Origin of the sequence: Microbacterium sp. NPDC058269 (assembly GCF_042881445.1) — a bacterium.
Lineage (GTDB): Bacteria > Actinomycetota > Actinomycetes > Actinomycetales > Microbacteriaceae > Microbacterium.
Genome location: NZ_JBHVXT010000002.1, coordinates 441,425 through 460,531, shown reverse-complemented (window position 1 = coordinate 460,531; position 19,107 = coordinate 441,425). Strand labels below are relative to the sequence as shown.

Annotated in this window: 38 protein-coding genes; 1 reads left to right on the top strand and 37 read right to left on the bottom strand. The window is 63.9% G+C overall.

What is annotated here, in order from left to right:
• Positions 1-22: 22 nt before the first annotated feature.
• Positions 23-229, top strand: coding sequence for a hypothetical protein (locus tag ACFVWL_RS10485; protein WP_387182094.1), 207 nt, complete (start codon positions 23-25; stop codon positions 227-229).
• Here the strand turns inward: ACFVWL_RS10485 and ACFVWL_RS10480 are convergent.
• The 37 genes from ACFVWL_RS10480 to ACFVWL_RS10300 form a co-directional block, all read right to left on the bottom strand.
• Positions 226-561, bottom strand: a complete 336-nt coding sequence (locus tag ACFVWL_RS10480; protein WP_387182092.1) for a hypothetical protein — start codon at positions 559-561, stop codon at positions 226-228. The two genes, ACFVWL_RS10485 and ACFVWL_RS10480, sit on opposite strands and share 4 nt — an antisense overlap.
• 23 nt (positions 562-584) lie before the next feature.
• Complete coding sequence (locus ACFVWL_RS10475; protein ID WP_387182089.1) at positions 585-1,022, bottom strand: hypothetical protein; 438 nt, start codon at positions 1,020-1,022, stop codon at positions 585-587.
• The gene (locus ACFVWL_RS10470) at positions 1,019-1,252 is read right to left on the bottom strand and encodes a hypothetical protein (RefSeq protein ID WP_387182086.1); all 234 of its coding nucleotides are present in this window, start codon (positions 1,250-1,252) and stop codon (positions 1,019-1,021) included. Before ACFVWL_RS10470 ends, ACFVWL_RS10475 begins: the two co-directional genes overlap by 4 nt.
• 86 nt (positions 1,253-1,338) lie before the next feature.
• Positions 1,339-1,848: a hypothetical protein gene (locus ACFVWL_RS10465; RefSeq protein WP_387182084.1), complete on the bottom strand. Its 510-nt coding sequence runs from the start codon at positions 1,846-1,848 to the stop codon at positions 1,339-1,341.
• 267 nt (positions 1,849-2,115) lie between these two features.
• A complete protein-coding gene (locus ACFVWL_RS10460) occupies positions 2,116-2,274 on the bottom strand; it encodes a hypothetical protein (RefSeq protein ID WP_387182081.1) in 159 nt (52 codons plus the stop codon).
• Positions 2,274-2,693, bottom strand: coding sequence for a hypothetical protein (locus ACFVWL_RS10455; protein ID WP_387182079.1), 420 nt, complete (start codon positions 2,691-2,693; stop codon positions 2,274-2,276). Before ACFVWL_RS10455 ends, ACFVWL_RS10460 begins: the two co-directional genes overlap by 1 nt.
• A complete protein-coding gene (locus ACFVWL_RS10450) occupies positions 2,693-3,100 on the bottom strand; it encodes a hypothetical protein (protein WP_387182076.1) in 408 nt (135 codons plus the stop codon). Before ACFVWL_RS10450 ends, ACFVWL_RS10455 begins: the two co-directional genes overlap by 1 nt.
• The gene (locus tag ACFVWL_RS10445; RefSeq protein WP_387182073.1) at positions 3,100-3,453 is read right to left on the bottom strand and encodes a DUF6093 family protein; all 354 of its coding nucleotides are present in this window, start codon (positions 3,451-3,453) and stop codon (positions 3,100-3,102) included. The genes ACFVWL_RS10450 and ACFVWL_RS10445 overlap by 1 nt, the downstream gene beginning before the upstream one ends.
• 44 nt (positions 3,454-3,497) lie before the next feature.
• Positions 3,498-3,956, bottom strand: a complete 459-nt coding sequence (locus tag ACFVWL_RS10440) for a hypothetical protein (protein ID WP_387182070.1) — start codon at positions 3,954-3,956, stop codon at positions 3,498-3,500.
• A gap of 10 nt (positions 3,957-3,966) precedes the next feature.
• Positions 3,967-4,857, bottom strand: a complete 891-nt coding sequence (locus ACFVWL_RS10435) for a hypothetical protein (RefSeq protein WP_387182068.1) — start codon at positions 4,855-4,857, stop codon at positions 3,967-3,969.
• Between the two features lie 47 nt (positions 4,858-4,904).
• Positions 4,905-5,387 (bottom strand): hypothetical protein, encoded by a 483-nt coding sequence (locus ACFVWL_RS10430; protein WP_387182066.1) that lies wholly within the window; start codon positions 5,385-5,387, stop codon positions 4,905-4,907.
• A gap of 67 nt (positions 5,388-5,454) precedes the next feature.
• On the bottom strand, positions 5,455-6,213 hold the full coding sequence (locus ACFVWL_RS10425) for a hypothetical protein (RefSeq protein WP_387182062.1): 759 nt from the start codon (positions 6,211-6,213) through the stop codon (positions 5,455-5,457).
• Positions 6,197-7,516, bottom strand: a complete 1,320-nt coding sequence (locus tag ACFVWL_RS10420) for a phage portal protein (RefSeq protein ID WP_387182059.1) — start codon at positions 7,514-7,516, stop codon at positions 6,197-6,199. Before ACFVWL_RS10420 ends, ACFVWL_RS10425 begins: the two co-directional genes overlap by 17 nt.
• Positions 7,516-9,285: a terminase gene (locus ACFVWL_RS10415; protein WP_387182056.1), complete on the bottom strand. Its 1,770-nt coding sequence runs from the start codon at positions 9,283-9,285 to the stop codon at positions 7,516-7,518. Before ACFVWL_RS10415 ends, ACFVWL_RS10420 begins: the two co-directional genes overlap by 1 nt.
• The gene (locus tag ACFVWL_RS10410) at positions 9,269-9,634 is read right to left on the bottom strand and encodes a hypothetical protein (protein ID WP_387182053.1); all 366 of its coding nucleotides are present in this window, start codon (positions 9,632-9,634) and stop codon (positions 9,269-9,271) included. The genes ACFVWL_RS10415 and ACFVWL_RS10410 overlap by 17 nt, the downstream gene beginning before the upstream one ends.
• A 181-nt stretch (positions 9,635-9,815) precedes the next feature.
• Complete coding sequence (locus ACFVWL_RS10405; protein WP_387182050.1) at positions 9,816-9,971, bottom strand: hypothetical protein; 156 nt, start codon at positions 9,969-9,971, stop codon at positions 9,816-9,818.
• 300 nt (positions 9,972-10,271) lie between these two features.
• The gene (locus ACFVWL_RS10400; protein WP_387182047.1) at positions 10,272-10,430 is read right to left on the bottom strand and encodes a hypothetical protein; all 159 of its coding nucleotides are present in this window, start codon (positions 10,428-10,430) and stop codon (positions 10,272-10,274) included.
• A complete protein-coding gene (locus ACFVWL_RS10395; RefSeq protein ID WP_387182044.1) occupies positions 10,427-10,603 on the bottom strand; it encodes a hypothetical protein in 177 nt (58 codons plus the stop codon). The genes ACFVWL_RS10400 and ACFVWL_RS10395 overlap by 4 nt, the downstream gene beginning before the upstream one ends.
• Entirely contained in the window at positions 10,600-10,776 is a 177-nt protein-coding gene (locus ACFVWL_RS10390) for a hypothetical protein (RefSeq protein WP_387182041.1), read from the bottom strand. The genes ACFVWL_RS10395 and ACFVWL_RS10390 overlap by 4 nt, the downstream gene beginning before the upstream one ends.
• The gene (locus ACFVWL_RS10385; RefSeq protein ID WP_387182039.1) at positions 10,773-10,937 is read right to left on the bottom strand and encodes a hypothetical protein; all 165 of its coding nucleotides are present in this window, start codon (positions 10,935-10,937) and stop codon (positions 10,773-10,775) included. The genes ACFVWL_RS10390 and ACFVWL_RS10385 overlap by 4 nt, the downstream gene beginning before the upstream one ends.
• A 595-nt stretch (positions 10,938-11,532) precedes the next feature.
• Positions 11,533-12,156: a hypothetical protein gene (locus ACFVWL_RS10380; protein ID WP_387182037.1), complete on the bottom strand. Its 624-nt coding sequence runs from the start codon at positions 12,154-12,156 to the stop codon at positions 11,533-11,535.
• A complete protein-coding gene (locus ACFVWL_RS10375) occupies positions 12,153-12,335 on the bottom strand; it encodes a hypothetical protein (protein WP_387182035.1) in 183 nt (60 codons plus the stop codon). The genes ACFVWL_RS10380 and ACFVWL_RS10375 overlap by 4 nt, the downstream gene beginning before the upstream one ends.
• Positions 12,336-12,489: 154 nt before the next feature.
• A complete protein-coding gene (locus tag ACFVWL_RS10370) occupies positions 12,490-12,690 on the bottom strand; it encodes a hypothetical protein (protein ID WP_387182033.1) in 201 nt (66 codons plus the stop codon).
• A gap of 124 nt (positions 12,691-12,814) precedes the next feature.
• Positions 12,815-13,096 (bottom strand): hypothetical protein, encoded by a 282-nt coding sequence (locus ACFVWL_RS10365; protein WP_387182031.1) that lies wholly within the window; start codon positions 13,094-13,096, stop codon positions 12,815-12,817.
• Positions 13,086-13,286 (bottom strand): hypothetical protein, encoded by a 201-nt coding sequence (locus ACFVWL_RS10360; RefSeq protein WP_387182028.1) that lies wholly within the window; start codon positions 13,284-13,286, stop codon positions 13,086-13,088. Before ACFVWL_RS10360 ends, ACFVWL_RS10365 begins: the two co-directional genes overlap by 11 nt.
• Positions 13,287-13,297: 11 nt before the next feature.
• A complete protein-coding gene (locus ACFVWL_RS10355) occupies positions 13,298-13,615 on the bottom strand; it encodes a hypothetical protein (RefSeq protein ID WP_387182025.1) in 318 nt (105 codons plus the stop codon).
• A 112-nt stretch (positions 13,616-13,727) separates the two neighbouring features.
• Positions 13,728-14,192, bottom strand: a complete 465-nt coding sequence (locus ACFVWL_RS10350) for a hypothetical protein (protein WP_387182023.1) — start codon at positions 14,190-14,192, stop codon at positions 13,728-13,730.
• Positions 14,189-14,431, bottom strand: coding sequence for a hypothetical protein (locus ACFVWL_RS10345; RefSeq protein ID WP_387182020.1), 243 nt, complete (start codon positions 14,429-14,431; stop codon positions 14,189-14,191). The genes ACFVWL_RS10350 and ACFVWL_RS10345 overlap by 4 nt, the downstream gene beginning before the upstream one ends.
• A complete protein-coding gene (locus ACFVWL_RS10340; protein WP_387182018.1) occupies positions 14,428-14,862 on the bottom strand; it encodes a hypothetical protein in 435 nt (144 codons plus the stop codon). Before ACFVWL_RS10340 ends, ACFVWL_RS10345 begins: the two co-directional genes overlap by 4 nt.
• Positions 14,862-15,377 (bottom strand): NUMOD4 motif-containing HNH endonuclease, encoded by a 516-nt coding sequence (locus tag ACFVWL_RS10335; protein WP_387182015.1) that lies wholly within the window; start codon positions 15,375-15,377, stop codon positions 14,862-14,864. Before ACFVWL_RS10335 ends, ACFVWL_RS10340 begins: the two co-directional genes overlap by 1 nt.
• Positions 15,374-15,967: a hypothetical protein gene (locus ACFVWL_RS10330; protein WP_387182013.1), complete on the bottom strand. Its 594-nt coding sequence runs from the start codon at positions 15,965-15,967 to the stop codon at positions 15,374-15,376. The genes ACFVWL_RS10335 and ACFVWL_RS10330 overlap by 4 nt, the downstream gene beginning before the upstream one ends.
• Positions 15,964-16,533, bottom strand: coding sequence for an HNH endonuclease signature motif containing protein (locus ACFVWL_RS10325; RefSeq protein ID WP_387182010.1), 570 nt, complete (start codon positions 16,531-16,533; stop codon positions 15,964-15,966). The genes ACFVWL_RS10330 and ACFVWL_RS10325 overlap by 4 nt, the downstream gene beginning before the upstream one ends.
• Positions 16,530-16,751: a hypothetical protein gene (locus ACFVWL_RS10320; protein ID WP_387182007.1), complete on the bottom strand. Its 222-nt coding sequence runs from the start codon at positions 16,749-16,751 to the stop codon at positions 16,530-16,532. Before ACFVWL_RS10320 ends, ACFVWL_RS10325 begins: the two co-directional genes overlap by 4 nt.
• A gap of 69 nt (positions 16,752-16,820) precedes the next feature.
• Entirely contained in the window at positions 16,821-17,555 is a 735-nt protein-coding gene (locus ACFVWL_RS10315) for a hypothetical protein (RefSeq protein WP_387182004.1), read from the bottom strand.
• A 13-nt stretch (positions 17,556-17,568) separates the two neighbouring features.
• Complete coding sequence (locus ACFVWL_RS10310; RefSeq protein WP_387182001.1) at positions 17,569-18,069, bottom strand: SAM-dependent methyltransferase; 501 nt, start codon at positions 18,067-18,069, stop codon at positions 17,569-17,571.
• A 223-nt stretch (positions 18,070-18,292) separates the two neighbouring features.
• The gene (locus ACFVWL_RS10305; protein WP_387181998.1) at positions 18,293-18,823 is read right to left on the bottom strand and encodes a hypothetical protein; all 531 of its coding nucleotides are present in this window, start codon (positions 18,821-18,823) and stop codon (positions 18,293-18,295) included.
• Positions 18,824-18,825: 2 nt separating this feature from the next.
• Positions 18,826-19,089 (bottom strand): HNH endonuclease, encoded by a 264-nt coding sequence (locus ACFVWL_RS10300; RefSeq protein WP_387183600.1) that lies wholly within the window; start codon positions 19,087-19,089, stop codon positions 18,826-18,828.
• Between the last annotated feature and the right edge of the window lie 18 nt (positions 19,090-19,107).

The following is a 19,107-nucleotide window of genomic DNA, read 5'->3' as shown; positions in this document are numbered from 1 at the left end:
GACGAGCCGCTACCATCAGGGGATGAGCAAGAAACTCGGTGCCGCGCGGTTCACCTTCGCGGTGTACGTGCTCTTCGGCGCGCTCGCACTGCTGTGCATCCCTGTCGCGGTCGTCTTCTTCTTCTTCGCCCCGATGGGCGGATTCGTGTTTCTGATCGCGGCGGCAGTCCTGTGGGCTCTTTCGGCCTCGGTCGGACGCTCCTACAAGGAACTCGTCAGTGAGAGCTAGTCGCCCAGTTCGACTCGGAAGCTGAGGTACTTCAGCATCTGTTCGCCGTACTTCTTCTCGGCGGCTTCCATGCCCTCGACCTGCGCTTTCAGCGCGAAATCGGTGAGGGGATCGCTCAGCTTGAAGCGGCCCATGTTTTTCTTGTCCGTGGCCTCGGAGAGCTTCCAGCCGGTGCGGCTGCGCGGCTCGTTCGCTGCACGCCGAGCAGCGAGCAGCGACCCCACCTCAGCGGGCGTGAACCGCGACTCGGCAAAGGAGACCGACAGCAGAGTCCCGTCAGGGCTGTACGTGCGCGTCTCGGTAGCGTGACCGTGCAACTCGCGCACCGTCACGCCGAGCTCAAGGGCCAGCTGCGCTAGTTCCGCGGCGAGCCCGTCTGTGCTTTTCCCGCCGTCTTCAACGCCTCCTGGTACCAGGAGTCATGGATCATCCACAGCGCGAAGGCGAGGTTCTCGCGGTCCTGACGGGATAGGGAGTCGTACACCTCGGGCCAGCGGTAGACCGTCTCGCCATCCTGGTTCTTGGAGAGCAGATCGTCGGACTCGTCGCCATCGACCAGGACGACGCCCTCGTACTCACGGACGGCTGAGTCGAGGTTCGTGGACGCGTTCATATCCAGGCGGACAGAAGCGCGCGGCGGGTGCATGAGCGTGTACGCACGCCACTCATCGTCGGTCATCGCAGTCATCTTGACGCCGATCTGCGCGTCGTTGAAGATTACCGGCTGGGTGACAGTCTCACGCTTCTCAGCACGTGCGCGTGCCTTCGCGATACCCGCGTCGATGTCGATCATTCGGTGACCTCCGTTGCCAGGCGTGCTTCGAGCTCGTCGACCTTCTTGGCCCACTTCTCGCGGCCTTCCTTGAGCCCGTCGAGGCGGGCGGACAGATCACGCCCGCGGGGTGTGCGACGAGCTTCGCGGTTCATGGCCCCGTACTCGTCCAGCTGCGCGATGAACTGTGCCAGCAGCAGTCGGGCCGTGGTCAGCTGCGCCTTCACTGGGCGCTCAGTTGCGACATCCATCAGACTTACTCCTCACCATCCTCACCAGAAGAGAGATGACCGGGGGTGGAGCCTGGTGAGGGAAACCCCACCCCCGGAGTTGGGGATCATGCCGCGACGACAGCGACTTCCTGCTCGACACGACCCGTGATCGACGGCATGGTCTGCTTGTGCGCATCCGTGTTCGCGGTCGCCGGCACATCGACCGACGTCGCCGTGCGGATCGGCACGACGTCGTTGATCTTGTCGCCCGCCGCGAACACGTGACCGGACTCGTAGCCGAGCGCGTGGACGATGTAGCCGGCGACACCCTTGGTGCCGAGGATCGTCTCGACCTCGGTCGGCGTCTCACGGTTGTACACGTACAGAAGCGTGAGCTTGTACTTCTTCGTGCCCTCAGACGAGAGTTCCTGCTCGAGCGTGTACCGCGTCGAGGTGCGCTCGTTGATGGTCGTCTCCAGCGCGTACCCGGTCGGGCCGTACAGCCCATACGTGATCGGGGTTCCGGCCGCGAGCTCCGCAGCGGTCGGCGCCGCCGGGTTCGCGATCGTGGTGCAGTACAGCACCACACCCATCCCGTCGTAGCCGAAAGACTCCTGCACTTCCTCGGTTGCCATTAGTTCTCCTCAGGGGTAAGCCCCTCGGAGGGGGCGTTCGAATCCTCACCAGGACTGGTCGCCTGCTTCTTCACAGACTTCGCACGCTTGGGACGTGCGGAACTCTTCGCCGGCAACGTGCCGGGAAAGTGAGAAGCCGGTCGCTGTGTAGCAACCGGCTCCGAATCGATGACCTCATATCGGTCTGGGTGACGTTCAACCCACGACAGGGGAACGTCCACCTCATGCAGTGGTCCACCAGGGACAGCGCTGCGCACGCGGACGAAGTCAGCCACGGTCACGCACCACCCGGATGCTGATCTGGATGGTCTCGAGGTCTCGCAGCGCCTTGCGCAGCTTCCGCGCATGCTTCGCCGCACGCTTCATCGCTGGTTCGTAGTCCGTCACATCAGCGACGAGCTTGACTCGCACTTCACGTTCAGCCATCAGGTGGCCCTCCTTGAAACGAATTCGAACGACAGGTCGAGGTAGTGGAGGTCGGTGACCGGATCGAACCGGCCCTTCCCCTCTTCCACCCCGGGAACAAGCGAAACTGGATCACACCGACGCCCAGACACAACCGGGATCTTCCCGATCACCGTCATCACCGCGTCGGCGAGCTCCAGGAGTCCGTCAGCGGTCGTCGCGACGATCCGTACGTCGTACCGCCACTTCGAACGGGAATCGGCCCTCTGACGGGACGTGAACCTGTTGTCACCCAGCTCGGCGGGCGCGTCAGGGAAGAGGACGATGTAGTTCGCCCGGACGGGGTTGCCGTCGACGCGGCGAACGTTGTCGTAGACCTTCCCCACCAGGACGGCCACGGCGAGCAGTAGGGCGCGGAATGCGACGAAGTGGGCGAGCATCACTCCTCCAGCTCTTCGGCCAGCGCCTCGAAGGCTGCGTGCTCGAGTCCTTCGTAGAACTCGGGTTCGTTGGCTTCGAGGGCATCGCGGCCGGCGTGGTGAACAGGGCCGTCGATTCCTGCCGTGCTCTTCGGGTCGTCGAGGAATCCAGCCGAGGCACCGGGCGTGCTTCCCAGGACCGGGCCGATCTCGCTTTCGATCCCTCCGAGCGGGAACTTGATGTCGAAGCTGATGGCCGCGGCGTAGGTGTCCGCGTAGCCGTCCGAGATCTCGGCGCCTTGCCTCCAGTCTTCTTTCATGCGGAGGCTGGTGCGCTTGATGGACTTCTCAATGAGTCGGTTGGCCGTTGCGGGCACTCGGCGGAGGTCGGCTTCGAGACGGCCGATCTCGGAGGCATCGTCAGCCATCAGCTCAACTCCTCCAACGGGTAGCGATACGCGGTGACCTGTCCCCCACCGGCGGCGCCTGCGATTTTGAACCGTCGACCGACCAACAGAGGATCCAGCGAAGCGTTGCACTCCACCTCGTCGTCGGTGAAGAACCGTGCCGTTCCGAACGGGACGGACAGATACGGTTCCTGCATCGCTACCGGGGAGCCTGTCGCCTGGGAGTTAGACACCTCGCGCGACCCCCAGCGGATGCGCCCCTTTCCCGAGTACCGCTCGGTCTCGAGTACTCGGGTGGCGTCCTTCGTTTCGGGATCGATTCCGTCTCGGAACTTGCCGACGAGCACTGTCTCGGACATGCGAGAGTCGGCCATGTGCTGGCCTCGGATGAGCATCCGTGCACCTCGCATGATGCCTCCTAGTACCAGGGGAAGAACACGTCGGGTGTATCGGTGGGCACCCAACCCGAGACGGCCGGCGTTTCCCTGCGCGTCGTCGATACGACGGCGAGTCCGCCGGATCCGGCCTCGCGGAACGGGGCAAGCATGCGCTTCTCCGATGCCGTGAGGTACGCGCCAGCCTCGTCGACCTTCCACCCTTCGGTGAAGTCGTCGATCCCCCCACGGATCTGCGCCTCCCGGTTGTCGAACACCCGCGAGGCGCAGTACAGGGTGACCATGATGACGTCTTCAGGGAGCGGATCGACGAGCTCCCCGGTGTCGGAGAGCCACGTCCGCCCTGATTCCTTTCGGACCAGGGCGGACGCGGCACGGAGGCACATGGCGGCCCGTCGCTCCTCTGCAGAGTTGTCGGGGATGCTCTCCCCGATCCAATCTGCGAGTTGTTCGACAGACGCGAGAGTGACGGGCTCAGCCATGTGGTCCTCCTTACGGTGCGAGCGCGACCGACACGGCGCGGTTGGCGTCGAGCGTGGTCGCACCGAAGAAGGTGTCGACGACGCTCTGGTCCTCGAGCTGCAGCGGGTTGTAGTGCTGGATCCAGCGCAGCGCGTAGCCGTCCTGAGCGACGGACGCGGAGAATGCGGCACCGTCAGGCTGGCGGGAGGGGCGGGTGACGTGCGCGAACGCGTCACGGTGGTACGCGACGCCGAAGTCGCTCGGGAGCGTCGGGTCGGCGACGATCGTGAAGCCGAACAGGCGACCGATCGTTGCGTTGCGAAGCACCTCGGACGAACCGGACTCGTTCACCTTCTGGAGGAGGGTGTCGGAGAGGATCGCTGCCTCGATGTCGGACCCGACTGCGAACCAGCGGTCAGCGGCCGGGATCTTGCGCTCGTTGAGCACCTGACGGGCCTTGATGAGCACCTGGCGGATGTTCGAGCCGTCCGGGGCGACCGCGGGGATCGACGCGTCGGTGACGATCGCGGTCATCTCGGAGATCAGCGGGGCGGCGAGGGCGTCCACGACCGACTCGGCCTGCGGGCGCAGCACCTGGCGGGTCATGTCCTCGAGGGTGAAGGTGGCGAAGTCGTCGGGGAGACGAACTGCGTTGTACACCTGGTCCTCGAGCGTCACGGGGAACCATGCCTGCGTGATGTCGTTGAACTGGATCGCCGCTCGAGCGTCACGGTTCGCCTTGGTGTAGACCTTGGCGTCGCCGGCGCTGATCGGGCCGAGAACGTTGACGGTCTGACCTCGACCGGCGACGAACTCGTTCGAGAAGTCCTGACGGACGGTGCGGGGCAGGTTGGTGAGGTAGCGCAGGGACGAGAGCGTTGCACGCGCCGCCTGCTGCGGGGAAAACAGAGTGATTGCCACAGTGGGCCTCCTTCATGGTGTGAACGCACCCACGGTGGTGGGGCGGGTTAGTGCTCGAAGACGCGCTGAACGACCTTCTCCACGTCGATCTCGGCATCGCCGGACGGGTCACCGGGGCTGCGCAGCTTCTCCTTCGGCTGCTGCGTCGGAGGCTTCTTGGACCCGAAAAGCTCCATGAGCTCTTCGGCGTCCTGAAGGATCTCCTCCTCGGTGGTGCCGGTCAGTCGCTTCACGAGGGACTCGGGGAGCCCGTGCTTCACGGCGACTCGAAGGCGCATGTTGTCCGCCTCCAGGGCGGTCAGCTTCTTCGCGGTCTCGTCCGCGCCCTCAGCCTTCTTCTCGGCTTCGGCGGCGCGCTGTCGCAGGTTCTTGTTCTCGGAGTTGATCTTGCGGATCTTCTCGCGAGCCTTGTCGGGGTCGAATCCAGGATCCTCAGGCTCGTTGGCCGGGTCTTCCGGCTCGTTGGGCTGTTCGGGTTCCTGGGGCTGTTCCGGCTCCTGCGGATCTTCAGTGGGGTTCTGGTCACTCATTTCGCCCTCCTGGGGCATGTCGGGCTGCCACCAGGGCAGCGAGGTGATCCCGAACGGTTCGGGAGGTCTATGTGATGGGCGAATCGCGGAAGCCGCCCTGTCGACGCATCGCAGCGAGGAGCTTCTTCGTGTCGATCGCCTTGCCGTCGCCTGCGACGAGCGCGCGAGCTTCGCCGTACGCGTCCATGTACCGCTCTTCGTCCGCGGTCGGTTCCCACGCGTTCGAGTACGCCGGCTCTGCCGTGCACCCACAGTGCGAGTGGTACTGGATTCCGTCAGCCGCTGCAGCGTCCCGGTAGACAGGACCGCGGGAAGCGAGCATCGCGCAGAACGCGCACGGGTTCCCATCTGTGACGCGGCGCCATCCGACAGCGCGCCTGTCGCGACCCGCCGTGGCCGCGATGGTGAGGCGGCCGCCCATCATGGCCTGGCGGCGGACCATGCCACCGAACTTCGTGAGCGCCGCTTCGAACGCGTCCGCTGAGTCCATGCCCGCACCGATGAGACGCTTGACCCTTGTGGGGCCAGCGAGACTCAGAGCGCGCGCTGTCTCCGTGGGGGCACCGAGAACAACAGCACCTGCAGCCCCGAGCTCAGCCAGCCGATACTCGGTCAGGTACTCGCTCGCGACCCTCTGCGATTCCGCCATACGACGGTTCACCGCGATCGTCGTGGATGCCAGCCAGTACGGCTTCGACCCGTCGAGATCGTCGATGTCGAGGCGGTCCCACAGTGCGCGCGCTTCGATCTCTGCGCGCGCACCGATCTGGATCTGTGCGTCTCGATGAGCGGTGGTGAGTTCCCGACCCTCAGCCGTTGACGCCATTGGACTGCTCATTCAGAGCCGCCGCCAGCTGCTCCTCAGCGGAGGGGTTCGCCTTCTTGTAGGCGAGCCACGCCTTCGCGATCTCCGGTGTGACTGTCGGGATGCGGTCCCACAGCAGCTCCACCGGGATCTTCAGCATCGTCGCCATCTTGCCGAGCGCATCCGCCGCCTGGTTCATCGAGCGTGACTGCAGGTCAGCCCAGTCCGTTCGGATCGAGAAGTCGGCGGCATCCTCGCGCCGTCCCTCGATATGAGCGGACAGCCGAAGCACCTGCTCGTTCGAGTCCCCGAACCCGACCTTGCGTTCGTTGACCTTCAGGTCAGCCATCGCACGGGACTCGGCGATCGCGTCGGCCGACAGGTTCACCAGGTCGCCCGTGAGGGCATGGACGGGGGTCTGCGTGACGACCGCGAGGATCTTCACATCCTCGTCAGTGGCCTTGATCAGCCCGTCAGGCGACGTCTCGTCGAGAGTGCCAAAAGTCACGCCGTCTTCGCCCGTGAGGATGTCGCCCTGACGGAGAAGCAGCTTGACCCGTTCGCGTTCCTCGGGATCGTTCGGCATGTCGAGGCCGGTTGCGGTGCGGACCTTCCACGAGTTGAAATGCTGAACCAGCATCCGGTCGTAGGTGGTCTTGTTGATCCGCTCCGCGACCTGCACGTACGGCTCGACCTCACCGGGGGTGCGCCCCTCGAGGTCGATCTGATTCGAGTACCGAACAGCCGGCGCGACGCCCGCGTTGTGGCGGCGCACCTCGATGAACTCGAGGCGACCGTTGTCGTCGCCGAGGATGTAGACCGCTTCCTCGTCCACGACGTACTTGTGGCTGCCCTTCGCGAGCAGGTAGTACATCGGGTACTCGTCTTCGACGACATCCCCGTACACCGCGTACAAGTCACGAGGAGAACGGCCCTGGAGGACTGCCCCAGTGTCGCCAGGCATGGCGGTGACGTACGCGTATCCGTAGGAGAGCGCCGCCCGGTAGACGGCCCGCTGCCGGGAGTGCATCCGGTTCCGCAACCACGGCTCCGAGATGCGCTCCGTGTCCACCGATCGTGCCGAACGGAACGCCTCAGCAACAAGCTGCTGCGCCACCGTCGTCACGACCAGGGACAGGAACGGGGTCTCGCTGATCTTCGCAAGGTTCCGGTGCTCGCTGGTCGCGTAGTTCGGGATCTTGTCCCGCAACGCGTCCGGCTCCCACCGGTGCCACTTGTCGATCAGGTCAAGACGTCGACGCTGCTCCTGCCATCCCGGGATCAGGACGTCATTGGCGAGCTCGAGCACATCACTTCGCTTCATCACCACACGCGCCCCCCTTGCTTCTTGCCGCTGTTCAACACACGACGGCGGGCCATGCGCGCACCAACCATGCACACTGCGAGATCGATCTTGTTCTTGGAGTCCGCGCGATCCTTCGCGATCGACACGAAGCCCGCCACTGGGTAGCGGCGTGCATTCAGGACGTGCCGGCGCAGACGCGGGTCACCGTCATGGGTGAACTGCCCGTCCTGGATCTCACGGAGAGTGAAGCTGACCGCCTCAGCGATCGCTTTCGAGTTCGTCCGGTCGGTCATGTCGAACTTCACCGCATGACCCTTGCCGCCCTTGGTGCCATACGCCCACACCTTCAACCGGTTCCGGTATCGGCGATGCCAGTCGTCGAACAAGAGATCCCAATACGAGTCCAACGTTTCGTCGTTGAGCGTGTGCGACGGGTCTCCGAAGAACGCGACAACGCGGTACGTCTCGAACGTGTGATCCACAACGCCGTCGACTTCTTCCCGCGGCGCCAACCAGCCCTCGCCACGCTTCCCCGGCGGCTTCTGCCACATCCCGAGCGTGAATACGTGACCGTCAGACATGCGAACACCGACGAGACCGGTCGCATCATCGGACTTGGAGCAGTCGAGGAACATGGCGATCTCCTCGCCGGGCTCCACCACAATCTCTTCGTCCTTCAGCGGATCGAACTCGTTCGGCTCCGTCCACGCATCCTCAGCCGCGGTGACCTGGTTGTACCACTTGCGACGAGACTCGGACGGCGAGTTCAGCGGGTTCAGGATCGACTTGCGGATACGACCGCCAGCATCCAGCCACACCGAGTCGCCACGCACGGCCTCCACGACCGAAGGGGCCGCATCAGCCGTCAGAGGAGCCTCGGGCGGAGCCTCGAGCGAGTCGTACAACAGGCCGTAGTCCATGGCCTTCGCGTCATCGCCCTGAGTGTCGGCCCATGCTTCGCGCTGCCGCTGGCCGACCGAATCTTCGCCCGGCCGGTACGCGTTGCAGATGTCCAAGATGCGCGCTGGAGCGCCAACCTCGGACTTCGCCGCGTTCCCCTCCATCGCGCCAGCCATGTCATGGCCACCGTTGGACGAGTTCCAGTTCTGCGTTTCTGCACGGATGACGAGCTTCGGGCGCCCACCCTCGATTGCGAGAGGTGAAGCTGTCACAGCCTCGATCTGCGCGGAGTCACCGCGAGCCCAGACGTTCTGCTTCCCGATCTGGATGCCGAAGTGACGACGCGTCTCCGCAGGGATCAACCCCGGGAAGATCTTCATCGTGTTCTTCGTCTGATCCAGCGACACCGCCGCGATCTGCACCCACGCGTCGGTGACCTGATGGCCGACCGGCTGCCCGTCCTTGGCCCAGTGATCGAACTCGAGTGGACCCACCAGTGTGTTCGTCGACTCGACGGCCGCGAACGGATCCTTACCCCAGCCCTTCAGTCGCTGCAGCACAGCCGAGTGTGACACGTGCGTGCCGTCCTCGTTCAGCGCATGGAACCACAGCACGAACCGTGCCTGCTCCATCGTGTACTTCCACGGCTTCCCGCGGTGAGTCAGCCACTGGCCGGCGAACGCCAACGCCTCCCACCCAAGCGAACGCTCAGGAAGAAGCCACCCGCCCTCGTACTGCCATGTCGGGCCGACCTTGACCGGCTCCCACTCCAACCCGATAGGGGGCAGAGTGTCCGCCAACTCAGACCGATACCAACGCTTGATCTCCTCGGCCTCATCAGACCGGTTCTTGATGAACGCCGGGGCGGCGCTAAGCAGTTGCGCCATGAGCCGAAGCCCACCGCGACTGAGCAGCCTGACGCTGCTGCGACACCTGCTCGCCGCCCTGCTCGTCAGGGAGCTTCAACTTCGCAAGGAGCGACGAGATCTGCGCCTCATGCGCCCGGATCTCCGCGATCAACGGGTGTACCACGAGCTGGCCGGTCGAACCGAAGGACGTCACGGCGTTGCCGCGCTCCTCCTCCATCGCCACAACCCGATCGGCTGCACGACAAGCCGCCTCGAGCGTCACGAGCTCGTCAGCCCGGAGCGTGTACTTCCCCGTGACCTTCGCCCACAGCGCCTCGCCGGCATCGTTCAGCCCAGTGGGAACACCCAACGTCTTCTTGCGAGTCATCATGCCCTCCTGGGGCGAATCAGCGCCCACCAGGGGCGATCAAACGTTCGGAACTCACCCAACGGGGCGCCGAAAAAACGAGGTCGAAGCGCACGCAGAATCCGAGTCGCTATCTCCAGCGACTCTTTCGGGGCGGTTGGGAGTACCCCCCACCCCTTGCGTTCGCTGGAAGGTTCGAAGGTCAGTCGGGAGTGTCTTCGGCCTTCTTGGCGCGCCCCTTGACCTCTTCTGCGTATCCTGCGTCGATGAGGTGTTCGGCGGCCTTGGGTGTGGCGGTGATGGTGTCGCCTGCCTGGTTGCCGCCTGCGTTGCGGGTCAGCTTGATCTTGACGCTCATGTCAGTCTCCCTGGGTGTTGTTCGCTCGGCTTGTACCGTGCTGTCTTGCGCTCGCGGTTGCGGGCTGCGGTCTCTCGGTTGGTCTTGGCCCAGTGGCACGCACCGCTCAGCCACTGAAGGTTGCTCATGCTGTGGTCATCGCCCGGGATGATGTGGTCTGCGTCGCTGCCCCATCCTCGGCACTTGGGTGCGTGGATGGTGGCCTGACACTTGCCCTTGGCTCTGGCCTTGACTGCGGCCCTGACCTGGGGCCAGTCGTGCGGTAGGCGTTGCTTGCGGTCTGAGGTTGACCACGCCATGTCAGTCGTCTTCCCACCCGTGCATGGGGCGCATGATGCGGGGGCTGACGTGGTTCTTCCGGGCTGCGACGTTCTCGGCGTAGCACTCGGCTTCGCAGGCCATCATCGCGGCGTATGCGTGGCGGTCGATTCCGCAGAGCTCACAGACGTAGCCGCTCATGATGCGGCCTTCCTCATCGCCTCTTGGTAGGCGTGGAGGTCTGCGGTCAGGGTTACGCGAATGGGCGGCCCTGCCTTGGGCGTGCGCGTGAGGATCAGCGCAAGCGGTACCCACGCGGCGGCGCCAAGCGTGATGCCAGCCAGGATGCAGAGAAGCAGAAGCTCGGCGCTCATGGTTCGTCCCCGTAGGCGTGGTCGATGCGTGTTGCGAGGGCGGCGAGGTCGTCCTCGATGCTCACGATGTAGTCGATGAGCTCGGGCTTGGTCATGGCGGTGAGTTCGCGGCGACGCTGCAGGCCGGTCTGCTCCTGTTGGTGGATGCGGTTCACGTCGGCTACATCGCTCACGGTTGTATCACTCCCTTGATCCATGTCCGCGTTCTGGGTGACCAGTCGGCGGGGTCTGCGGTTTCGATGCGGCTGAGGAACCATCCGAGCCAGGGCCATCCGAGGATGTGCCCGAAGATGATGAGCGTCGCGCCGGCGAGGAACGCGAGAAGGATCTTCATGCCCGCTCCCCGCATATCCGTGGGCTATAGCCGTATTGGCTATTCGTGTACGCCGATCAGCGTTCCCCGTTGGAGTGGGGTGGAGTCGAAGGAAAGGTCTGTGAGGCGAGCGGGAATCGAACCCGCAACCGGGGAGGGAGCCGGCACGTCAACCAGTCGTCTCGGCGGAACCCTTCGCGTGTTCGCTAGGTGCCGCTGTTACCGCCACAGGCCGTCGATCGCGTTCGGCCGCTCCCCGTTGTCTGCGGGTCACCTGTGGACTTGCGCGAGGTAGTGCACCGCCTCGCATGACTGATGTGTGCCCGCCGCAGCCGTACTGGCTCGGGCGTGTGTAGTTGGTGAGCTCCCGTCGTGGGGTGCTCTATGTGCCGCGTGTCATTGCGGCGTCCTGCGACCGAGCTAACCGCGACGCTGGGTCAACGATCTGCCGGGAGGAACAAGAAAGCCTCAGACGAGAGGCGTCTGAGGCTGGTTTTTCACACAGTGGTGGAAGGCATCTCCCATCGTACAGGATGAAACTACATGCGTGTAGTTCGTTCTCGCGTGTCGTTTCGCGCCGTGATCTTGGCTGCCTCTGCCTTCGGCACTTCCTCGATCACGCTGTCTCCTTGTCGTTGAGTTCGTCTCGGAGTTCTTCCATGGCGTCGCCGCCGATCCAGACGGCGTCGCAGGCGCGGCAGAGCACCTTGGAGTTCTTCCACATGTGGTCGCTGTCGGGTCGGTAGGTGAGGGCGAGGGGGTTGGTGATCCGCTCCCCCATGTCGTTGACATACTCGCCCTGTCCGCAGACGGGGCAGGGTGCGGTGATCTCGATCACCTTGGGCGGGTTCACCATGGCCCTGATCTGTGCCGCCCATGCCCGGAGTTGCCCGAGGTAGAACTCTTCGGGTTCGTCGCGGGCGAGGAAGGCGGCGTGCCAGGCTCTGAGGTCTGTCACGGCGTCTCGGGTGATCTGGTCTCCGGTCATGCCGGCCATGCGACACCAGTCTCCGATCTGGGAGGTGATGATCGCGGCCTTCTGGAGTGCGTCGCCGTCGAGGACGTTACGTGTGGAGGGTGACCCGCCGGCGCCTGACCCGGAGTTGAGGGACGACGAGACGGCTTCGCGCAGTTGCACGAGGAGCGCATCCTCGGTTGCCCACGTGTAGCCGTCGTCGGTCTGCACCTTCACGGGTTTCGGGAGGGTCAGGTCATCCACTGCGTCGAGTAGTTCGGTCATGAGTCCTCGCTCTTCACGTAGTTGTAGCCCTTTCGGAAGGACTTGATCCATGGGTAGGTGATTGCCCGCCCGTCGTCGATTCGCAGGTAGCTGTCGTAGACCCCTGTCACCTTGACTTCTCGGCCGGTACTCATCCGTTGCCAGACCTGCCCAACCTGGATCTCTTGCTGCTCGGTCATCGGGTTCTCCTTGATAGCCATGCTGCGTACGGTCCGCGGCCGATCATCAGTCGGCGGGTGACACGTGCGCTGATCGAGTAGCCGTCGCCGTAGCGTATGTCGTCGATGTGCCGCTTCTCAGCGGTGCGGATTGCTCGGAGTCGGTTGGTGATCCTCACGTCTCCTCCAGAGTGGTTGCGAGTTCCGTGCTCTCGATTCCCAGTTGCGCTGCCGCAGCACCCAGTCGGGCCATGCCGTCGACGATCTCCGACCAGATCGCTGGGTTGCTCATGGCCGCGAAAGCGGCGGTGATCTCTCGTTCGCGGCGCCGCCGCTTGCGGATCCGTCGACCCTCATGTCGCTTGGCCTTGTTCACGTCTCCTCCTTCGTGTCGTGGCATGCGCACTCACAGGCGCATGGTTGGTCGGTGGTGTTATTCCAGGCGTCGCCCGTACAGGCGGCGCACTTCCCGTCCCTGCAGTCGGGGCTGAGGATGTCGCTCATGCCGTCCACCCCATCAGCCATGCGGTGAGCGATCCGAGAAGGATCGTTGGCGGCAGTGTGATGGCGATGACGGCGAGATCCTTGGACAGGGGGCGCTTCTTGCGGTGGTCACGGTCGTAGGCGCGTATCGCGGCGCGATACTGGGTCTTCGCGAAGTGCCGAGTGCCAGGCGTTGGGGCTGTCCTGACAGCGAGACGTGCGTAGTGGATGCGGTCTGCGGAGATCTGCGGCGAGGCCAAGGATTGAGCTAGCCCCCACTCGTACAGTTCACGATCCATCGGTCTCTCCCCTCTTGATCCAGCGGTCCCACTTCGGGATGACGTAGGCGAGGAGCACGAGCCACGCGAAGAGGCCAGTCCAGACGAGATATCCCCACCATCCACCTCCAGTCAGAAGCTGCACGGTTCCGAACGTCGCCATCATGAACAGCCATCCCGCGACCCCGGATGCCCAGAGTCGAGACTTCATCGTTCGCAGCTTCACTGCTCGGCTCCTTCCTGCTTCACCGGCACCCACTCGCCAGCCCGGATAGTGCGCTGCATCGCCGTCACCCCGCCGACGGTCGCGTGAGCCCTCGCACGCTGCTCGCTCGCCACCGGCACGACGTCGGCGTCCGGGTAGGCATCGAGGCGGATGCCGTACTCGAGCTCGGTCGCTGCCTCACGGAGCACCTCGGCATCACTAGCAGCCTCGATCGCCTCGATGTGCGTGCGGGCCAGGTTGCCCTTGACCCATTCGATGTCGTGCCCGTACTTCGGGTCGTTGATCACCTGCGTGACGTACTCGCTGAGCTTCATCGCTTCTCCCCTTCCTGTCCGACGACACCGACATCGGCTGGCGTGTGAGTGCATCCCTCGGCACCGCGATCACAGATCGTGCACCAGTAGTCCGGTGCGGGCCAATCGGCGTTCATCGCACACCCCCAGCAGCACGCAGAGCGGCGCGCACTGCCATGGGTGGGATGTGGAACCCTCGCAAGTCGATCTCGCGAGATGCGGCATCCACCTGCGCGTCGGACGGTTCGCCCTGTAGCTCGGTACGACGGAAGTCAGCGGCGAGGATCTTGGAGACGATGAGATCGCGCCGGAACTGCGGAATGAGATCCCCCGGCGTGTTCGCTGAAACGTCCTTGATGATCTGGGACAGCGCCTCCTGCTCGTCGTCGGTAGGGGTGAGAGCCTTCTCGAACACGACCCCCGCGATGAAGGCGTTTCGTTCCTGCTCCCGGCTCCACCCTGTCGGGAAAGTCTCCGGGTTGGCCTCGATGTCGGGGTACCGTTGCTCGGCTTCCTTGATCAGCTTCTCGTTGCCGGAGAGGGGGAAAGCCAAACCCTCGGCCTCGTTTGGCTTGTTGTTGCCGGTCTGCTCGGTCACTTTTCGTCCTCCTGGTCTTCTTCGTGGATGCCGAACCGGGTGACCTGATCGCGCTCGGCCGGAGACAGGTGAGGCGCGTCGCCCTGCTCGTAGTAGATGCCGGCGTCTTTCGCCGCCTGGGCGATCAGTCCGAACGGGCGGTCCTCGAACCCTTCGCTCGCACCCGCGGCCGGGGTCACACTGATGGTGACGCCCATGTCCTTGAGCTTCTGCATGTGCTTGTTCAGCTCGGTGCTCATCTGAGTCTTTCCTTCGTGAGTTCGTCGACCCTTTCGGGCCGGTGGGTGATGTCGGTGACGATCAGATCGAAGTGGGCTGTGTCGTCTTCGCGTTTCTCAATGCGGGGTGCGATCTTCACGCACCATTCGGGGCTGTCGTCCGGTACGAGGTGGGCGGACACTCCCCTGTCGGATGCGAGACCATCGGCAGCAACCTTGAGGAGCGGAAACGCGTTGTCCTCGTCCCTCTTCCGGTTGTCGGTGACGACCCACACCAGTTCCACCTGCATGCGCCCCATGGTCGGGATGCCGGCATTGCGGGCGAGGGAGACGACCAGTGCACGCACCTCTGCGGTGGACTTCGCTTTCGGTGCCCAGTGGCCCCGGTAGTTCGCCGACAGCCCCCTGGGTGGTTTGGCGAGCGGCAGGCGCAGAACCCATCTACCGCTCATCAATGTGCTCGCCTCGCGACTGGCACGTACCGCTCCCTGGCGCACGTCCGGCAGACCCTTTCCTTCGCGCCAGATGAGCGGACCTTGATCCGGGTGTTGGCCTCCGTGTAGGCGTGACCGTGAGAACAGTGGGTCCGCTCCCCGAAGTGGCTGCGCCGCGCGCCATGCCGGTCCAGGTCGGCGGAGTTCTCAAGAGGCGTCCCGTATTTCAGGTTCTCCTTGCAGTTGTTCTTCTTGGCGCCGTCGAGGTGTCGCACCTGCAGACCTTTCGGCCTCGGTCCTATGAAAGCCTCGGCAACTAGCGAGTGCACCGTACGCCGCGTCCGCTCGTTCTCGCGACTCAGGGAAACGGTGAGGTAACCAAAGCCCGACGTATACGGCGAGAGGATCCTGTCGCTCCTGGCACCCTTGGTTCCTCTGAGGCGTTTGACGCTCCCCTGATCGCTTATCTCGTAGATCCCCTCGAAACCAGCAATCGGCAGCCACGCCTCGGTTGACGCGTTGGCCCCGTTCATGAAGAAGCCCCCGTGGTTGCGGGGGCTGGGTTGGGGTTGAGTCCGAGGCGTTTGCGTACACCCCAGATGGTGCGGCGGTTGATCTTCCTGACCCGGGTCTGGTTGATGCGGTCGGCGATCTGCCTGTCCGTGAGGCCGTCCGTGTGGAGGCGGAGCACATGGTCGGGGTCGACGCCGTGGTGGGGTGTGAGGCCGAGGGTGTCACGGATGTTGGTTACGGTTCGACGTCCGATTCCGATCTGCGCGGCGATCTCCTTGTCCAACATGCCCTTGCCGTGGAGCTCACGAACGTGGTTGGCATGGGCGGATCCGCTCGTGCGCTGTGACGCCTTCGGCTTCCGGGTTGGGGTCTTGGGTGCCGGGGCGGGCTTGCGGGCGCGTGCGGGCGGTTCGGGCGTCTCGGCGGCGACGATCTCGGCGGGGGTCATCCCTGCGTTGATCTGTCTCCTGAATGCGTAGTCGCCGTTGAACCGAGTGAAGACCGTCTTGCATGAGACGTCGGCGGGGCAGTGCCCAGTCGTGCAACCCTCCTGGAATCCCGCGACGGTGCCGTGCGGGCAGGTGGTGCTGGTGATGATGTCGGCATTCAATTTTCTGACCTTTCAGACTTGATCCGCTGGCGCTTCTTCGCAGCTCGATCTCGCGAGCAGGATCTGCAGTACCGCTCTCTGGGGATCCGCGGGTTGATGTACGTGTTGCTTTCGTTGAACGGGTGACCGTTTAGGCACTCGGTCTTTGCCGCATGTTTCGCTGCCGGGCCTTCGCCACGAAGCGTGTTCTCGCGGGACGTCACGGCCTCGAGGTGCGATGGGTTTACGCAGCGTCTGTTACGACAGAGGTGGTCGAGTTGCATGCCATCTGGGATCGGACCTCGCTCACGCTTGTAGAGCCAGCGGTGCGCTTTCTCGTAGATCCTCTTGCCGTTCTTCCATGCGACGTAGAACGATCCGTAGCCACTGGTGTCAGTAGAACCGGTCCACTCGATGCAGCCAGACTCCGAAGCCTTGGTTTTCTCGAAGAATCGATCCTCCGCAGTTCTCTTCACTCGCCGCGGCGCATCCATGTCAGTACCGCTCCTCGAGCGCTGGTAGTGGAGTTCGCAGAACCCCTTGGCGAAGAAGGCTCCTACGCATCCGCGGTGCTCGCAGATCTTCATGCGATGTCCTTCTCCCGTTCGCCGGCGAGGTATCGCCGCAGCTGTTCGGTCTTCTCCTGAAAGGCGACAGCGAGTGTGTCCTTCACGGGGAGGGCGACGATTCGTTCCCGGTGAAGCCTGCGTCGTCGTGTGGGCGAGCTCTGCAGGTCAGTGATGAAGTCGGTGAACCATTCGTCCGAGAGTCCCCAGTCGGTTGGTCGTCCTGGTGTTGGGGTCATGCTTCCTCCTGAAATGAGAAGAGGCCACGACCCCGGTGTGGGGTGGTGGCCTTGTGAATAGGTCAGCGGTCAGATGAGCGCTGATTCGTGGATGTACTGCTGCACCTCGGCGGGCGACTTGTCGATCGAGCCGATGATGTACCGGGTGGGTGCTCGCGGCGGTTGTGCGATCTTGTTCAGGATCCACATGGATACGTTCACCACGTCGGGCGGCTCGAGCCTCAGTCCGAGCTTGTCGTCCAGATGCCGCCCAACCTTCTCGACGTCGATGCCGTGCTGCGAAGCGAGAACGCTCTTGTACGGCTCAGCAGATTGCTCGTCAGTCGATTCGCTCGCACGTGTATCTAGTGACTGACTCTCTGAAACGTAAGTAGTAGTCATCTGACTCTGACTCTGACTCTGACTCTGCTTTGCTCCGGGTTCGGCTGGGTTACCCCTGGGTTCTTTCAAAACCTGGCTGGGTTTCTGCTGGGTTTCGCTCTTCCGGGGCCTCCCACCCTTCGCGCCGTTCGCCCTGCTCACTTCTGCGAGCCTTGCCCGTTCCGCGTTCGTGAGCTGGTGCTCGTCGAAATCACGGATGACGTAGAAGTCACCGTCGCGGACGATGAGCGGTCTGGATGGGTGGCTGCTGAGGAGCGCGTCGAGGTGTTCGACGGGCCACATGAACTCAGCGTCTGCTGACGAGAACCGGCCATCGTTGCGGGCGAGGCATGCCTCACCGTTCATCTCGAAGAACGTCCACCGCACGTCGACAGGCAGCCTCATCACCTTGGGGTGACGGTGCATGTCGATCGGGAACGTCATGAATGATCGCGGATCACGGGGCATTCCCCATCACCCCCTCCTGTTCAGGCTTGAGGAACGTGACCCAGTGCGTCTTGGCCGCCTTCCCGCTCCTGTGTCCGACGAGCGGACGGTGAGGGGTCAGTGCCAGGATCTGGCTCACGGGGATCTGCGTCTCGTTCCATTTGAAGATGAGAACCCCATTGGGCGTGAGCACCCGGAAGCACTCGGCGAATCCAAGCGCGAGGTCATGCCGCCAGTTGAGCGGATCGAGCTTCCCGTACTTCTTCCCCATCCATGCGTTGTCACCAACGCGGACGAGATGCGGCGGATCGAACACGACCACCCGGAATGACTCGTCGCCGAACGGCAGGGCGCGAAAGTCCATCTCCATGTCCGGGTGCACGCTGAGCGCGCGGCCGTCGACGAGGACGTGGTCTTCTGTGCGGATGTCTCCGAAGACCACGCGGTCGTCTGCCTTGTCGAAGTAGAACATGCGTGACCCCGAAGCGGGATCGAGAACAGGTCTGCTCATCGCAGTTCCTTTCAGTCGAGGCATCGGCATGGCCTGATGCAGAAGCAGTCCGGGCAGACAACCTCACGGGGTCCGATGTCGAACTTGGACCACTTCGGGGTGCACTGGTCGTGCCTGAGTTCGTCGCCATCGTCGTATCGGACGGCGTCGCCAGGGTGGATGCGAGATCCGCACTCCGCGGCACAGGTGCCGTCGTAGCGGGCTGGGAACACATGACCGGGAGTCATGGCGTCACCAGCCGTGCGACCGGTTCGAATGCGCACCACGGTTCACAGCCGTACGGTGTGCACGATCCGGGGCCGTGACCCCACGGCGCGACGAGATAATCATTGACGACGGCGAATTCAGTCTTGCGGAGGCCGAGAGCGCCCTTGTATGGGATCGGTTCGTCGAGTGCTCGCGGGTTGTCGAACACGAGGTGATGCCCTGCGCGCTCAGCCCACTCGGAGCAGACGAGCCAGTCGCCGTCGTGCTGCTGCTTGATGCAGGCCTCGACCGGGTGAGAGTCCACGAGGTCGACGACGCCGATGATGGCGCCGCCAATCAGCGACTCGCGTACGTCCAGCGCTCGCGAATATGCGGTGATGTTCGTCCGCCCCATCGCGCTCCACGCCTCGACGTCGTTCGCCTTCGCGGCGTGGATGAGCACGGGACCGCGGTAATCGCCCGCGATGTTCCGCACGCGGTTCTCGACGTTCTTGCCGCCGTGGATAATGGCCCAAGCCCAGGGCTGGCGAACAGTCAGGATTCTCATGGTTAGTCCTTCAGGTAGATGAGTCCCCAGTAGTGCAGGAACAGTTCTTCGGCGGGGTCGCAACGCCCAGATGGGAGCGACCACCCTTGAGGCGGGTTGGGTCCGTGAGCGAGCCCGTGACAGCCGGTGTGGTTCCCCCACCCGCACAGTGCGACGAGATTCGACAGGGTGTGCTTGCCGCCACGGGACCGGTACTTCCGGTGATGCAGTTCGAGGGGTGCGATCTTGCCGCACCCCTCGCATCTGCCCTGCGCCCGCTCATGCACTGCTGCACGGATCTTCGC